Raw genomic sequence first — 14,716 nt, 5'->3', positions numbered from 1 at the left:
CGCCGCCCGGAGGGGCGAGGCCGTTGCCGCGCAGACCGACGTCGCAGCTGGCGTGGTGCAGCTGTGCCCCGCGGGACCTTTACTGCGGTGTGGCAGAAGAAAACTCCGTCTCAGCGCCGGCACGCAGGCGGTGACCGCGCCAGTCCCGCGGGGACAGTCCGTATGCGGCGCGGAAGGCGCGGCTGAAACTCGACATGTCGGAGAATCCGTGCCGGCGCGCGACACTGGCGATGGTCACCGTCGCGTCGCTCCGGCCCAGCTCGTGGCGCGCGGCTTCCAACCGCCGGGTACGGATGTACTCGGCCAGGCTGATGTTGGCGTCGGCGCACTTTTGGTAGAGATGCCGCACCGAGACGAAGTGTGCCGCTGCGATGCGTTCGGCGTTGAGCTCCGGATCGCGCAGATGTCGAGACACGTAGTCCAGAATCCGGACGAGCAGCGTGTTGGCGAGGGGTTCGGCCGCGCGCTCTGCATAGCCCAACTGGGTCGTGATCACCGCGCGAAGCAGTTCGATGCTCGGGTGCGCGACGAGATCGCCGTTGACCGCGGTGAACAGGCTCGGATCGGCCGCCACCCGCCGGAGGTGATCGAAGGTCAACGTGGCCAGCGGATGCTCAGGGATAAGCGGCACGGCGCACGCTTCGCGGATCAGTTCAGTCGGCAAAGCGAGCGCGGAGTGGGGAATCTGGAAGAACTCCCCACCCATGCCCTCGGGGTTGAGCAACGTGTAGGGGGCGCTGGAGTCGTACAGCGCCATCGCACCGGGGTGCAGAACCGCCTCCCTGTCCTCCTGCACCACCATCGCGGTACCGGCCAGCTGCAGATTGACGAAGACTGTGGGCTCGGCGCCATCGCGCGCCAGCGCTGGTGTCCGGACCACCCTGTTGGCGGTCGTCTCTCCGACGCAGACGGTCAGGTCACCGAGCGGCGTGACCAGCCCGTGAGCGGTCGCGCCCGGGCCGTCTTCCACCCAATGCCATTCGACAGACACCATGGCCGCGCCCATCGCCCAGTGCATGTAATCGGAGCGTTCCACCGGGTCGACAGGGTCGGTATCGAGGACGATGGCCATGGGGAAGACTTCCTTTCACCTGGCAGGCGAGGGCCCCGTTGCTTGATCGCAATCCTAAAACCGGACCCGCGAGGCCGCCAAGCGTCGGGCTGGGCCAAGCGCTGTCGCACGCGTCGCCCGCCGCGGTGTCCCCGGTTTGCCGCGAACATGGGTTGCCGCCCCTCGGGGCCCGTGGCCCAGTGGTGTTCGGCGTGCCGCCGAGGAGAACTGGTCAATCACCGATCGATTCCAGCCAGGAGCAATTCACCCAACGCGAGCGCTTCTACCATCGCCTTCAAGAGTCCAGAAGGCCTCCGTAGCAGCCTTCTACCGTGGAGGGGACAGCGATGCCGACGTTCAACCACAACATGTTCGACCACGCGGATGTCAGGATCCATTACGTGACCGTGGGTACCCCGCCGAGTCACGGTGGCGACGATCGGACCGTGGTGCTGCTGCACGGCTGGCCCCAGACCTGGTGGGAATGGCGCCATGTCATAGGGCCCTTGCACGAGGACGGCTGGTTCGTCGTCGCTCCCGACTACCGAGGTGCCGGGGGGTCCTCCAAGCCACCCGGCGGCTACGACAAACAAACCATGGCAGGTGACATCAAGGCCCTGCTCGACCATCTCGGTGTGCAGAAGCCCATCACCTTGGTAGGCCACGACCTCGGGCTGATGGTCGCCTACGCCTACGCCTGCCTGTACTCGACCGACGTCGAACGTCTTGTGCTCATGGAGGCGCCGATCCCGGGGACCAATGCGTACGAGAGCGTGGCCACGACCAAGTACAGCGCGAATAAACTCTGGCACTTCCACCTGCACGGGGCGGCCGACAACGTCGCCGAGACGCTCATCGCTGGAAGCGAATTCCCTTACCTACGTTCGTTTTACCAGCGCCTGAGCGCCAATCCCGACGCGATCTCAATATCGGACGCGCAGCGATACGTCGCTGACTACACGGCCCCGGGAGCCATGCGTGCCGGCCTCGAATTGTTCCGCGCCTTCGAGCAGGACGCGTCCGACAACCGACGCATTCTGGCGGAGCAGGGCAAGCTCACGTTGCCGGTTCTCGGACTGGGCGGGACCGCGAGCTTCTTCGTACCGATCGCCGAGGCCATGCTCTTGGAGGTCGCCGACAACGTCACGGTCCGGCCCATCGAAAATTCGGGACACTGGATCGCCGAGGAACAACCCGAGGCGCTCCTGTCGTGCCTGCGCGAATTCATCGAGGTAACCGGCGGTACGAAGGGACGCGCGGCGTGATCATCTTGAATGTCTTCTTCGACGTGGCGCAAGCGCACGAAGCCGATTTTCTGAAGCTGTTGAACCACATGGTGGTTGAGTCCAACAAGGAAGACGGCTGCGGCCTGTATCAACTGTGGCGCAACGCCCATGATCCTTACAGTTACGTCCTCGTCGAACACTGGGCCTCACAGGAGAGCCTTGTCGCCCATGGCAAAACGCCGCACTGGATCAACTTCAACGACACCGTCAACGGATACTTGAAGTCCGACTACGAGGAACACCACTACAACGAGATCCCACGCTGAGCCCCAGGACGCGAGCGCGGGTGGAGATGCTTTGGACCCGCTGGGCTACAACGCGTACAGCGCCGGTAGGTTGACGACGATCGCCTCTTGGCTGCTGCGGGCAATGACCAACTCTGCCGGTGTGTTTGGATCGGGATTCTCCTCACGGTGGGGCAGATGTGGGGGTACGAAGACGTAATCGCCAGGATCGGTCCGGACCCGAACCTCGCGCTCCCCGTCAAAGAACACAAACTCGGGATGCCCGCTGCGGACGTAGATCATCGTCTCGGAATCACCGTGGTGATGGTTGGCCGAGACGCTGCCCGGCGACGCCAAGGTTTCTCCCATCCAGAGCTTTTCGCTACCCACGGTGGATCCACTCAGCGCGGCGAAGCGCTGCATGCCGTCCGTCTGCGCTGTGGTGGCATCAAGTTCGGTTGACTTGACGTGGCGGACGCGATTGCGCTGTACATGCTGCTGGGCATTGGGGGTGAAATCGGGATGAAAACCGTCGGGGCCGGCCATGCAGTCGAGCGTAGACCTCCCGAGAGGCTCAACAATCGCCGTGCCCCGGACGAATTCGAGACAATCAGCGATCAAATCAAGTCAGTCTCAACACATTCGCGGTGGAGGCCGCGACGGTCGGTGGTCGACCTTTACAGTCAGCCGTTCACCGCCTGCTCGCGCGCCCACCGGTAGTCGGCCTTGCCCGACGGGCTGCGCTCGATTGCCGCGCGGAACACGATCGCTTTGGGTAGTTTGTAGCGGGCCAGCGATTGACCGGCGTGGGCGACCAACTCCTCGGCGTCCGCGCGGGCGCCTTCGGCCAGCGCGACGACGGCCACGACCTCCTGGCCCCACCGCTCGCTGGGACGGCCGGCGACCACCACGTCGGCCACCGCCGGGTGCGACGCGATGGCGGTCTCGACCTCCTCGACGAAAATTTTCTCGCCGCCCGAGTTGATCGTCACCGAATCGCGGCCCAGCAGTTCGATCTTGCCATCGGGATGGTGGCGGGCCCGGTCGCCGGGAATCGCGTAACGCACGCCGTCGATGACGGGAAATGTCTTGGCGGTCTTGGCCGCATCACCCTTGTAGCCCAGTGGGACGTAGCCGCGTTGCGCCAGCCAGCCCATGCCGTCGTGGCCCGGCTCCAGGATGGTGGCCAGATCCTCGGCCGCCACGAACGTGTCCGGGCCGGCGTTGAAGGTGCCGGTGGACACCGCTCCCGAAGTGGACATGTGGTGCATCTGCGCGCCGGTTTCCGAGGATCCGACACCGTCGACGACGACGGCGTTCGGCAGGACTTCGATCAACCGTTGCTTGACGAACGGGGTGAGCAGCGCGCCGCCGTTGGCGACCACCGCCAGCGACGACACGTCCGCAATCCCTTTCTCGATGGCGGCGACCAAGGGGCGGGCCATCGCGTCGCCGACCACCGTCACCACGGTCACGCGCTCGCGCTCGATGGTGCGGACGACCTCGTCGGCGTCCAGACGATCGACGACCGAAGGGAAGACGACGGACTGCCCGGTCGTGATCGCCGTCATCACGCTCCACTGGGCCGCGCCGTGCATCAGCGGCGGCAGGATCATCAACTTGGTGCCGGGGCCCGCGACCACTCCCGCCGCGATCTCCTCGACGGACCCGAACGGCTCGCCGGTCATCAGGTTGCGCCCTCCGAAGGACGTCATGAAGATGTCGTGCTGGCGCCACAGCACACCTTTCGGCATGCCCGTCGTGCCGCCCGTGTACAGGACGTACAGGTCGTCGGGCGAAGGCTGCACCGGGGGTGGCTCCGGCGTGGAGGACGCGATGATGGTCTCGTAATCCACTGCGCCGTAGATCAATTCGTTGCCGGAGTCATCGGCGATCTGGATCAGGACCCGCAGCTGCGGGAGGTCCGGCAGGATTTCGGCCACCCGTGGCGCGAAGGCGGCGTGGTAGATCAGCGCGGTCGCCCCCGAATCCGCCAACAGATACTGCAGCTCGCTCTTGACGTAGCGGAAGTTGACGTTGAAGGGGGCGACTCGGGCTTGAAACGCGCCCAGCAGCGCCTCGACGAATTCGTTCCCGTTGTAGGCGTAGATGCCGAGCAGGTCCTGACCGGCCTCGTGGCCGGGGATCCCGGAGCGTTCGGTGTGGCAGCCCAGCCCACGGGAGTGCAGGTACGCGGCGAGGCGTTGCGACCGTTCGAGCACCTGTGCGTACGTGTACCGCCGTTCACCCTGGATCAGCAGCTCCCGGTCGGGAATCGCGGCCGCGACGGCCTTCGCGACGGCGGGGACAGTGAATTGTGTTGCGGTGTCGGACATCAGGCCTCTCAAGGCTGGTGGGGGAGCAAGCGGACCATCAGGCCGTTGGCTTCGCTGAGCAAGGTTCCATTGCCGGCCGTCATAGTAGCGTCAATGAAAAGTTTCCTGCCGTCGATGCGGGTGATGCGTCCGTGGGCGGTCAGCGGCTCGTCGATCGGGGTGATGGCTCGGTAGTCGACATGCAGGTATGCGGTCCGGGTAGGTGGCGTGCCCGCTGTGGAGACCACCATCCCGAACAGCCAGTCGTAGAACAGCGGGATCATGCCGCCGTGCACGGCGTTGTTTCCGCCGATGTGTGCGGTGGTGAAGTGGCCGGCCATGGTTACGCCGTCGGGGCCTGACTCGGTCACCATCCAGGGCGGCATCAAGGGGTGGGCCAACCCGGGCAGGCTCAGCACTCGCCCGGCGACCGACTCGGTCTCCGGGACCTGGTGGCCATCGAGCAGCGCGCAAGCGCTCTCCAGGTGCATGGTCGCGGCGGCCCAAAGCGCGGGGTCGGGCTTGGTGGACACGGTCAGGTCCTGCAGGCGGCGCAGCGCAGCGACGAACGGACCGAGTTCCTCGGGCGCGTCCTCGACGGGATTGACGTCGGGGAATCCGCCACGAACACCGGGTGCGGTGCCGGTCATGGCCGCGTCCACACGTCGAGCAACTCGTCGGTGGTGGTGATGGTCGCGAGCAGCGACAGGGTGTTGGCGATGATGGCCTCTCCGTATTCGGTGGGTATGCCGGCGACCGCATCGCGGGGCACGACGACGCGGTAGGCGGCGTTGACGGCGTCCATGACGACGTTGGGGATGGCGATGTTCAGCGACACCCCGACGACCACGATGGTGGACACCCCTAGGTTGCGCAGTATCGCGTCCAGGTCGGTGCCGCCCATAGGCCCGACGCCGTGCCAGCGGCTGAGCACCAGATCGCTTGGCTCCGGCCCCAATTCGGGCAACACGGCCGCCCCGGGGGTGCCCGGGGTGATGTCGACTTGACCGTGCCCCATGGCGAAGATCTTGGCGTTGTGGTTGGAGCCGAGCCCGTCGGGGCGCCGCTGCACCAAGCAGTGCACGACGCGGACACCGGCCGCCCGGGCCGCCGGCAACAGCCGGACGATGTTCGGCAGGGCGACCCGCCGTGCTTCCTCGGCCAGCATCGCCAGTCCGGCGTGGGGCCCGATGACGGCGCCCTGACATTCCTGTGTGACGATCGCGGTGCGCTCGGGTGCGGCGATCTCGGCGAGTTTCGGGGTCATGCCGGTACTTCGTAGAACTGTTTGGCCCACTTCCGCAATGCCATATAACCTTTCGCGTCCACCTTGGAGAGCGCCGGATTCTCGACGTACTTCTGGTACCGCCAGATTCGCAGATCGTCGAAGACGGTGGACAGGAATTGCTGTTCGATCACGTCGCGCAGCTTGCCCTGCGGTACGTCGGATGTGTCGCCGGGGACCCGCGGCCACCAGATCGAGTAGAACAGGTCCGAACACTCATCGTCGGCCGGAGTGCAGGTGAAGATCAGCCGATGGTTCTGGGCGCCCTCGAAGACGCTGATCGCTCCGCCCAGGCCGAACAGGTGGCTGTGGAACCGCAGCGCGAGGTCGTCGGGGTTGTCGCTGCGCGCGTCCGGCCAGCCCGCGACGAACTGCCACTCGTGGTCGACGATCTTCCAGTCCAGCACCCGCGGCGTCACCGTGGCATGGTGTACGAATTCGAAATGTGCGCTGTCGGGGGCATTCTCCGCGACGATCTGTGGATGCACCGGCTCGCGTTCGGCGCGGCGAGAGAACTCCGGGTACGCGCGGTAATACGCCGTCGGGTCGGTTTCAAATTGCGGAAATTTCCTAAAGATGTCCGGCATGTCCCACTGCGGCTCCTTGCCTTCCGGCTGGTGCCAGATGAACACGCAGTCGTACTGCTCGCGCACCGGGTACACCCGCAGCCGCAGCGCGCGGTTGGGCCGGTCGGGTTGATAGGGGATGTACCGGTTGGTGCCGTCCGGGCCCCAGCGCCAGCCGTGGAAGGGGCATTCGACGCAGTCGCCGAGCACCTTGCCGCCGTGGCCGATGTGGGCCCCGAGGTGTTTGCAGTGCGCTTCCAAGACGTGTAGCTCGCCGGACTCGTCGCGGTAAGCGACCAGATCCTCGCCAAAGTAGTGCAGCGGCCGCACCTCGCCAATCGGAAATTCGGGCGACCACCCGACCATGAACCACCCGGTGACCTTCCAGGTGAAGGGCACTTTCACGCCGAAGCCTCCGATTGCCTGATACTAAGTCCGTTACAGTATAGATTTCAGCAGTCCGGCCCGTGCACGGCAAGGAGTTGATGTGACTGAAGCGGCTGACACCCGGAGCGACGTCATCGTCATCGGCGCCGGCTTCTCCGGGGTCTACACCGGCCGAATCCCCGAATATCGACGGCGCCGCTGCGACGAAATCGCGGCCGGCGGATACACCGGTTTCAAGCTGGCTTAGGTGAGTGGCATGGCGAAGGTGACCCGTGGGCTGGGGCTCGCCAGGGAGGCGACCCGCGAGCTCGGCATGTTGTTGCCGCGCACGGTGGCCAGCCTGAACGAATCGACCGGCTGGGCTCCAATGTCGCCGCGTGGCGTGCGCCAGTTCGGCGAGGTCATGCTGGACGAGCTTGTGCTGAGCGGCTTTTCGCTGCTCGGCGGGGGCCCGGCGGCGATGCGCCCCCTGGCCGGCTGCGCAGCCGCGGCCGAGGAGTTGTCGGCCCTGGGCATCGACCGCGCGCACGCGGACCCGAATCCGCTGCGGGCGACCTCGGTGCGGCGGCGGCGCATCGGCAACCTGGCGTACGAACGGATGACGTTCGAGCACGATCCGGGGTTGCCGAAATCGCTGGAAGCCGAGGGCCTGGGCGGAACGGCGAGGGCGGTGGTGCACCTGTGCCGGCACACCGACGGCCCGAGACCGTGGCTCATCTGGGTGCATGGCGCCGGCCAGGGCGGCACGGAAGACCTGCTGTTGACCCGCATCGGCCGAATACATCACCAGCTGGGATTCAACGTCGCATTGCCGGTGCAGCCCGGTCATGGATGCCGGCGCAGGGAATGGCCCGCCTATCCCGACATGGACCCCTTGGGCAACGTCGCCGGCATGATGCGCTCGGTCTCGGAGATCCGCGCGGTGGTGCGATGGGTACAACCACAGGCGAGTGCGGTTGTGGTAGCTGGGGTTTCGATGGGGACTCCGGTCGCGGCGCTGGTTTCGCACCTGGAAAGGCAGATCGACGCAGTGGCGCTCTACACGCCGATCCTCGGGCTGAATGCGATGATCGCGCGGCATCTGGGGCGCGGGGGATCGTCGCGGGACGGATTCCGCGACCTGCTGGCCTCCCCGGACGTGGCGAACCTGACCTCGGTGGTCGACCCACTGCGGGTGGATCCGGCACCGCCGCCGCACCGCCGGCTCATCGTCGGCGCCTGGCACGACCGGATGGCGATGCGCGATCCCGCGGTCGAGTTGCAGGAGCGCTGGGGCGGCCAACTGTACTGGTACGACGGCAGCCACGTGGGGCACATTTTCTCCCGGCGCGTGCAGCGGGTGACCGATCGATTCCTGCGCGAGGTGGCCGGCTGATGGCGGACCCGCGCACCGCCCGCGAAGTCGTCGAGCTCTACAACCTCGTCGTCTGGAACCAGCACAACCTGAAGCTGGCCGAGGAGTTGTTCGCAGACACCGTGATCCGGCACGGGGTGGGTGAGGCGCATACGCTGACCCGCGACCAGGCGGTCAGCCGGGTCGAAGACGTCTGGGCGATGTTCGACCAGTTGAGGTTCGATCTGAACGTCGTCGCCGCCGGAGACGACGGCGAGCACGTCGCGATCGTCTACGACTCGTCGATGACCGCCAAGGACGGCACCACGGCGAACGTCGCCAGCATCGAGGTGTTCCGCGTCGTCGACGGGAAGATCACCGAAGTCTGGAATTGCGGCTATCAGCAAGGAGTTTGGAGTTGACCGATCGCACTCTCGATGAGTTGGGCTACTACCTGCTGGCCGGCGCCGGCGGGGAAGGCCCGGCAACGCTGGTCGATGAGGCCCGCCGCGGCGAGGAGCTGGGCCTCGGCACCGCGTTCATCTCCGAGCGCTGGAACGTCAAGGAGGCGTCGTCGCTGACCGGTGCCGCGTGCGCCGTGACGACCCGGATGCAGATCGCCACCGCCGCAACCAATCACAACACCCGCCACCCGCTGATCACCGGGTCGTGGGCCACCACCATGCACCGCCTCTCCGGCGGGCGATTCACGCTGGGGATCGGCCGGGGCATCGCGGCGATCTACGGGGCGTTCGGCATACCGGCGGTCACCACCGCGCAGATGGAGGACTGGGCCCAGGTCATGCGGCGCCTATGGCGCGGCGAGCTGATCTTCAACCACAACGGGCCGATGGGCAAATACCCGATCCTGTTCCTCGACCCCGACTTCAACGAGGAAATCCGCTTGGCGCTGGTGGCTTTCGGGCCGAATACGCTCGAGCTCGGGGGACGCGTGTTCGACGACGTCATCCTGCACACCTATTTCACCCCGGAGACGCTGCAGCGCTGTGTTAAGACGGTGAAAGCCGCGGCCGAAAAGGCCGGACGCGACCCGGACGACGTGCGGGTGTGGTCGTGCTTTGCCACCGTCGGCGACCACCTGCCCGAGGAGTTGCGGTTGAAGAAGACTGTCGCGCGCCTGGCCACCTACCTGCAGGGCTACGGCGACCTGATGGTCCGGACGAACAATTGGGATCCGGCTGTGCTGCATCGCTTCCGGGACGACCCAGTGGTGACGTCGATCGCCGGTGGGATCGACCACAAGGCCACGGCCCAGCAGATCGAACACATCGCGACGTTGATTCCCGACGAGTGGCTGGAGCCGTCGGCGACCGGGTCTGCCCGGCAATGCGCGGATCGCGTCCGCAGGGAATTCGACTACGGGGCCGACGCCGTGATCATGCACGGCGCGACGCCGGACGAACTGGAGCCCGTTATCGCGGCCTACCGGGCGGGTGACTAGCACCAGTCAGGGCATGATGACGGTCCGGCTGACCGGTTCGGCGGCGGCCTGCCGGCTCGACAGTCCACGAAGCAATGAACTAAGCAAGGCATCACGGGTTTCGCGGGGATCGATGAGTTCGTCGAATCCCAGATGTTCGGCCGAGCGATAGGACGCCTGCAGCTCGGCGTCGCGCAGCTTCGCGGTGATGTCCTCACCGGCATGCGTCGCCCGGCCCAGCGCCGCCGCGCTCATGGCGCCCATGGTGGCGCCGGGGTAAGCGAAGGTCGCGCTCTGGTGATCGAAACCCAACAGCGACATGACCATCGAGCCGAATCCGTATGCCTTGCGCAGCGTGACGTGCAGCTTGACCGTGGTGGCCGCGGTCTGCGCGGCGAACATCCGCGCACCGGCGCGCAGCACGCCGCTGCGCTCGGACCGACTACCGGGCAGCATGCCGGGGTTATCGGCAAGGAACACGATGGGCAGGTGGAAGGAGTCGGCCACCATGATGAAGTGTGCCGCTTTGTCGGCCGCGTCGGCGTCGATCGAGCCCGCGAGCACGTTGGGCTGGTTCGCGACGACCGCGACCGGGTGGCCACCGAGATGGGCCAACGCGCAGATGATCGCTTTGCCGTACTGCGGCTGGACTTCGAACCAGTCGGGCCGGTCGAAGACCACGTCCAGCACCGCCCGCATGTCGTAGATGCGGCGGTTGTCGCGAGAGACGATGTCGAGCAGTTCGGGCGTCGCACGGGGCCCGCTGGCCTCGTCCGGCGGCCGCGGCGCCGGGTACGACCATGCGCTCGGCGGGAAATACGACAGGTACCGCCGGATATCGGCGATCACGGCTTCGTCGTCTTCGGCAACGTTGTGGATCACCCCGCTCGGCAATGCGGTGCCGGGCCCGCCGAGGTCCTCCTTCGAGATCTCTTCTCCGGTGGACTCTTTGACGACCGGCGGTCCGGCGGTGAAGATGGCGCCCTGTCTGCTCATGATGCGGAAGTCGCACACGGGCGCGACCAGCGCGCCATGTCCGGCCGACGGACCCAACACCGCGGCGACGGTCGGCACCTTGCCCGAGCACTGCGCCTGGGCGAGCAGGTCGGTCGGGGCGCGGCCGTAATGCCCACCGCCAGGGCGAAAGCCGGCGCCTTCGAGCAGCATCACCAGGGGAACCTTGTCGCGCAGCGCGAGTTCGGCGATGCGATAGCGCTTGGAGTTGCCGCCGGGTCCGATGCTGCCGGCCATGGTGGTGAAGTCCTCCGAGCCCAGCATCACCGGTGAACCGTTGATCGATCCGGAGCCGACGACCAGCCCGTCGGCCGCGATGTCGCCACCGACCAGCGTGCCGATTTCGCGGAACGTCCCCGGGTCGAGGAGGTGTTCGATGCGCGCGCGGGCGTCGAGCTTGCCCTTGCCGCGGTGCTTGTCGAGGCGTTCGGGACCACCCATGCCCCACGCGCGCTGACGGCGCCGCCCGAGATCGTCGAGCGTTTCTCCCCAGTCCTGGGCTTTCGGCATGCCTATGTCCTACCTCATGGAAGTTTCGTCTGGCGAGCAGGCCCGATGGTGGCGACCCGCCGCGCCCGGCTACGCCGCGCTTGCGATCGCCACGTCTGCAGGGTCACATACTGGATTGCTTACTGTAAAGTTACCCGCATGGCCGACGCCGCCCGCCTCAAGGTCGACGGGGGCATCCCCAATCAACTCGCCCGGGTGACCGATGCGGCGGTCGCCCTGGAACGTGACGGGTACGACGGCGGCTGGACGGCGGAAACAAGTCACGACCCATTCCTGCCCCTGCTGCTCGCCGCCGAGCACACGTCGCGGCTCGAACTCGGCACCAACATCGCCGTGGCGTTCGCCCGCAACCCGATGATCGTCGCCAACATCGGTTGGGACCTGCAGGCGTACTCGAAGGGCCGGTTCATTCTTGGGCTGGGCACCCAGATTCAGCCGCATATCGAAAAGCGGTTCAGCATGCCGTGGAGCCATCCCGCGCGCCGGATGCGCGAGTTCGTCTCCGCCCTGCACGCGATCTGGTCCGCTTGGAAAGACGGCGGGAAGCTGCGTTTCGAGGGGGATTTCTACACCCACAAGATCATGACCCCGATGTTCACGCCGGAGCCGCAGCCCTATTCCCCGCCGAAGATCTTCATCGCGGCGGTCGGCGAAGCGATGACCGAGATGTGCGGCGAGGCCGCCGACGGTCATCTCGGACACCCGATGGTTTCCAAGCGTTACCTGGACGAGGTCACGATGCCGGCGCTGCTGCGCGGCATGCAGCGAGCCGGCAGGCGCCGCAGCGACTTTGAAGTGTCCAGCGAGGTGATGATCGCGACCGGCGAGAACGAGGACGAATTGGCTGCCGCGACCGCCGCCGTGCGCAAGCAGATCGCCTTCTACGGGTCGACGCCCGCTTACCGCAGGGTGTTGGAGCTGCACGGTTGGGGAGACCTGCAGACCGAGCTGCACCGCCTGTCGATCGCGGGCGAGTGGGACGCGATGGGCGCGCTGATCGACGACGAGGCGCTCGCGGCCTTCGCCGTCGTCGGCCCGGTGGACACCATCGCCGCCGCCCTCAGAGGTCGCTGCCACGGCGCGGTCGACCGGGTCCTGCCCATCTTCTTCAACGCCTCCCAGTCCTCGATCACGGCCGCACTGAAGGAGTTTCGCGAGTGAGCACAACCACGGTAGACGAGTCCGCCAACCTGCTGGCGGATCCCTTGGCGTACACCGACGAGGAGCGGTTGCACGCGGCGCTGACCCATTTGCGCGCCAACGCACCGGTGTCGTGGGTCGAGGTGCCGGACTACCGGCCGTTCTGGGCGATCACCAAGCACGCCGACATCATGGACATCGAACGCGAGAACATGCTGTTCACCAACTGGCCCCGCCCGGTCTTGACGACGACAGAGGGCGACGAGATGCAGGCGGCTGCGGGCGTGCGGACGCTGATCCACCTCGACGACCCGCAGCATCGGGTGGTGCGTGCGATCGGGTCCGACTGGTTTCGGCCAAAGGCGATGCGGGCGTTGAAGGTTCGTGTTGACGAGCTCGCGAAGACCTACGTCGACAAGATGATGGCCGCTAGCCCGGAGTGCGACTTCGTTCAGGAGGTCGCGGTCAATTACCCGCTCTACGTGATCATGTCGCTGCTGGGGCTGCCGGAGGCGGACTTCCCGCGGATGCTCAAGTTGACCCAGGAGCTGTTCGGCAGCGACGACTCCGAGTTCAAGCGGGGCACCACCAACGAGGATCAGCTGCCCGCCTTGTTCGACATGTTCCAGTACTTCAACGGGGTGACCGAGTCCCGCCGCGAGCGTCCCACCGAGGATCTGGCATCCGCCATCGCCAACGCGCGCGTCGACGGGGAGCCGCTGTCGGACATCGACACCGTGTCGTATTACCTCATCGTCGCCACCGCGGGCCACGACACCACCAGCGCGACCATCTCCGGGGGCCTGCACGCGCTCATCGAAAATCCCGACCAGCTCGAGCGCCTGCGCGGCAACCTCGACCTGATGCCGCTGGCCACCGAGGAAATGATCCGCTGGGTTACCCCGGTCAAGGAATTCATGCGCACCGCCACCGAGGACACCACCGTGCGCGGCGTGCCCATCGCGGCGGGGGATTCGGTGCTGCTGTCCTACGTGTCGGCCAATCGCGACGAGGACGTCTTCGCCGACCCGTTCCGCTTCGACGTCGGGCGCGATCCCAACAAGCACCTGGCCTTCGGCTATGGGGTGCACTTCTGCATGGGCGCCGCGCTGGCCCGCATGGAGGTCAACAGCTTCTTCACCGAGCTGCTGCCCAGGCTCAAATCCATTGAACTGAGCGGTGATCCAGAACTTGTTGCCACGACCTTCGTCGGCGGCCTCAAACACCTGCCGGTGCGTTACACGCTGACCTGAGGAATCGCCCGGGTTGAGCGACCCGCTTAGTCCGGGTGTGCGACGATCGCGATCGTTACGCTCCCCCCGGAGGACTAGGCAATGACGCGTAGGACGATTGTCATCACCGGTGCCAGCGATGGCATCGGCGCCGCGGCGGCCCGCCGGCTACACCGCGACGGCGCGAACGTCGTACTGGTCGGACGAACGGAAAGCAAGACCGCCGCCATGGCTGCTGAGTTGGACGCCGCTTATTTTGTGGCCGACTTCGCCGATCTGTGCCAAGTGCGGGCCCTGGCGGACAAGATCCGTTCGGAATGCCCGCGGATCGACGTGCTGGGCAACAACGCCGGCGGGGTGTTCAGCAAGCTGCGCGACACGGTCGATGGCCATGAGATCACTTTCCAGGTGAATTACCTGGCGCCGTTTCTGCTCACCACGCTGTTGCTCGATGTGCTCGTCGTTTCGCGCGCCACGATCGTCAACACGTCGAGTTCGTCGCAGCGGCTGCTCCGCCACGTCACCCTCGGTGATTTCGAAACGACCGTCGAGCGCCGGCCGAGCACCGCCTACGCCGTCGCAAAACTGGCAAACATCTTGTTCACCAGGGAATTACATCGGCGCTACTACGTCGACGGGCTTTCGGCCGCCGTGGTGCACCCGGGCTTCGTCAACACCAATATCGGTCACTCGTCGGGATCGCGATTCCTGACCACCATGCAGCGCACCCCGGTGAGCCGCCTCATCAAAGCCCCGGATCGGGGTGCCGACCAGCTGGTCTGGCTGGCCTCGACTACGCCCGGCGTCGACTGGGCATCCGGCGAGTACTACTCGAACGGGAAGGTCGCGAGGGCCAACCGCGCGGCAAACGATCCCGTGCTCGCGCGCGAGCTGTGGGATCGCACATTGGCCAAGGTCGCTTAGGCGATCGC

General features: G+C 66.2%; 16 protein-coding genes. 9 read left to right on the top strand and 7 right to left on the bottom strand.

Annotation, left to right across the window (positions count from 1 at the left end):
- Positions 1-79: 79 nt before the first annotated feature.
- Positions 80-1,072 (bottom strand): helix-turn-helix domain-containing protein, encoded by a 993-nt coding sequence (locus A5709_RS00705; protein ID WP_068117254.1) that lies wholly within the window; start codon positions 1,070-1,072, stop codon positions 80-82.
- 326 nt (positions 1,073-1,398) lie between these two features.
- Here A5709_RS00705 and A5709_RS00700 point away from each other — a divergent pair, with 326 nt between their 5' ends.
- Positions 1,399-2,316 carry an alpha/beta fold hydrolase gene (locus A5709_RS00700; protein ID WP_068117252.1) on the top strand — a complete coding sequence of 306 codons (918 nt, stop codon included), beginning with the start codon at positions 1,399-1,401 and terminating at the stop codon, positions 2,314-2,316.
- Complete coding sequence (locus A5709_RS00695; RefSeq protein WP_067943593.1) at positions 2,313-2,603, top strand: putative quinol monooxygenase; 291 nt, start codon at positions 2,313-2,315, stop codon at positions 2,601-2,603. The genes A5709_RS00700 and A5709_RS00695 overlap by 4 nt, the downstream gene beginning before the upstream one ends.
- 45 nt (positions 2,604-2,648) lie before the next feature.
- Here the strand turns inward: A5709_RS00695 and A5709_RS00690 are convergent, their stop codons facing one another.
- From A5709_RS00690 to A5709_RS00670, 5 genes are all read right to left on the bottom strand, one after another.
- Positions 2,649-3,107: a cupin domain-containing protein gene (locus tag A5709_RS00690; protein WP_067943591.1), complete on the bottom strand. Its 459-nt coding sequence runs from the start codon at positions 3,105-3,107 to the stop codon at positions 2,649-2,651.
- Between the two features lie 137 nt (positions 3,108-3,244).
- Entirely contained in the window at positions 3,245-4,897 is a 1,653-nt protein-coding gene (locus tag A5709_RS00685) for an acyl-CoA synthetase (RefSeq protein ID WP_067943589.1), read from the bottom strand.
- Between the two features lie 8 nt (positions 4,898-4,905).
- The gene (locus A5709_RS00680) at positions 4,906-5,526 is read right to left on the bottom strand and encodes a PaaI family thioesterase (RefSeq protein WP_067943600.1); all 621 of its coding nucleotides are present in this window, start codon (positions 5,524-5,526) and stop codon (positions 4,906-4,908) included.
- Positions 5,523-6,143 (bottom strand): cysteine hydrolase, encoded by a 621-nt coding sequence (locus A5709_RS00675; RefSeq protein WP_067943587.1) that lies wholly within the window; start codon positions 6,141-6,143, stop codon positions 5,523-5,525. Before A5709_RS00675 ends, A5709_RS00680 begins: the two co-directional genes overlap by 4 nt.
- Positions 6,140-7,132, bottom strand: a complete 993-nt coding sequence (locus A5709_RS00670) for a Rieske 2Fe-2S domain-containing protein (RefSeq protein ID WP_067943586.1) — start codon at positions 7,130-7,132, stop codon at positions 6,140-6,142. Before A5709_RS00670 ends, A5709_RS00675 begins: the two co-directional genes overlap by 4 nt.
- An 82-nt stretch (positions 7,133-7,214) precedes the next feature.
- Here A5709_RS00670 and A5709_RS27860 point away from each other — a divergent pair, with 82 nt between their 5' ends.
- From A5709_RS27860 to A5709_RS00655, 4 genes are read left to right on the top strand one after another with little or no spacing between them, the layout of a single operon-like run.
- Positions 7,215-7,361: a hypothetical protein gene (locus A5709_RS27860; RefSeq protein ID WP_156673166.1), complete on the top strand. Its 147-nt coding sequence runs from the start codon at positions 7,215-7,217 to the stop codon at positions 7,359-7,361.
- A 9-nt stretch (positions 7,362-7,370) separates the two neighbouring features.
- A complete protein-coding gene (locus A5709_RS00665) occupies positions 7,371-8,489 on the top strand; it encodes a PHB depolymerase family esterase (protein ID WP_068117250.1) in 1,119 nt (372 codons plus the stop codon).
- On the top strand, positions 8,489-8,869 hold the full coding sequence (locus A5709_RS00660) for a nuclear transport factor 2 family protein (RefSeq protein ID WP_067943584.1): 381 nt from the start codon (positions 8,489-8,491) through the stop codon (positions 8,867-8,869). The genes A5709_RS00665 and A5709_RS00660 overlap by 1 nt, the downstream gene beginning before the upstream one ends.
- A complete protein-coding gene (locus A5709_RS00655) occupies positions 8,866-9,909 on the top strand; it encodes a TIGR03857 family LLM class F420-dependent oxidoreductase (RefSeq protein WP_068117269.1) in 1,044 nt (347 codons plus the stop codon). The genes A5709_RS00660 and A5709_RS00655 overlap by 4 nt, the downstream gene beginning before the upstream one ends.
- A gap of 6 nt (positions 9,910-9,915) precedes the next feature.
- On the opposite strand, the gene A5709_RS00650 is transcribed toward A5709_RS00655, so the two are convergent.
- A complete protein-coding gene (locus A5709_RS00650; protein ID WP_067943581.1) occupies positions 9,916-11,412 on the bottom strand; it encodes an acyl-CoA carboxylase subunit beta in 1,497 nt (498 codons plus the stop codon).
- Between the two features lie 138 nt (positions 11,413-11,550).
- On the opposite strand from A5709_RS00650, the gene A5709_RS00645 reads away from it, so the two are divergent.
- The 3 genes from A5709_RS00645 (at position 11,551) to A5709_RS00635 (ending at position 14,708) form a co-directional block, all read left to right on the top strand.
- A complete protein-coding gene (locus tag A5709_RS00645; protein ID WP_068008590.1) occupies positions 11,551-12,573 on the top strand; it encodes an LLM class F420-dependent oxidoreductase in 1,023 nt (340 codons plus the stop codon).
- Positions 12,570-13,805, top strand: a complete 1,236-nt coding sequence (locus A5709_RS00640) for a cytochrome P450 (protein WP_068117247.1) — start codon at positions 12,570-12,572, stop codon at positions 13,803-13,805. The genes A5709_RS00645 and A5709_RS00640 overlap by 4 nt, the downstream gene beginning before the upstream one ends.
- An 81-nt stretch (positions 13,806-13,886) precedes the next feature.
- On the top strand, positions 13,887-14,708 hold the full coding sequence (locus A5709_RS00635; RefSeq protein WP_068117244.1) for an SDR family NAD(P)-dependent oxidoreductase: 822 nt from the start codon (positions 13,887-13,889) through the stop codon (positions 14,706-14,708).
- Positions 14,709-14,716: the final 8 nt, after the last annotated feature.

It is taken from the genome of Mycobacterium sp. E1386, assembly GCF_001672745.1.
GTDB lineage: Bacteria > Actinomycetota > Actinomycetes > Mycobacteriales > Mycobacteriaceae > Mycobacterium.
This window is presented reverse-complemented; position numbering and strand designations above follow the sequence as displayed.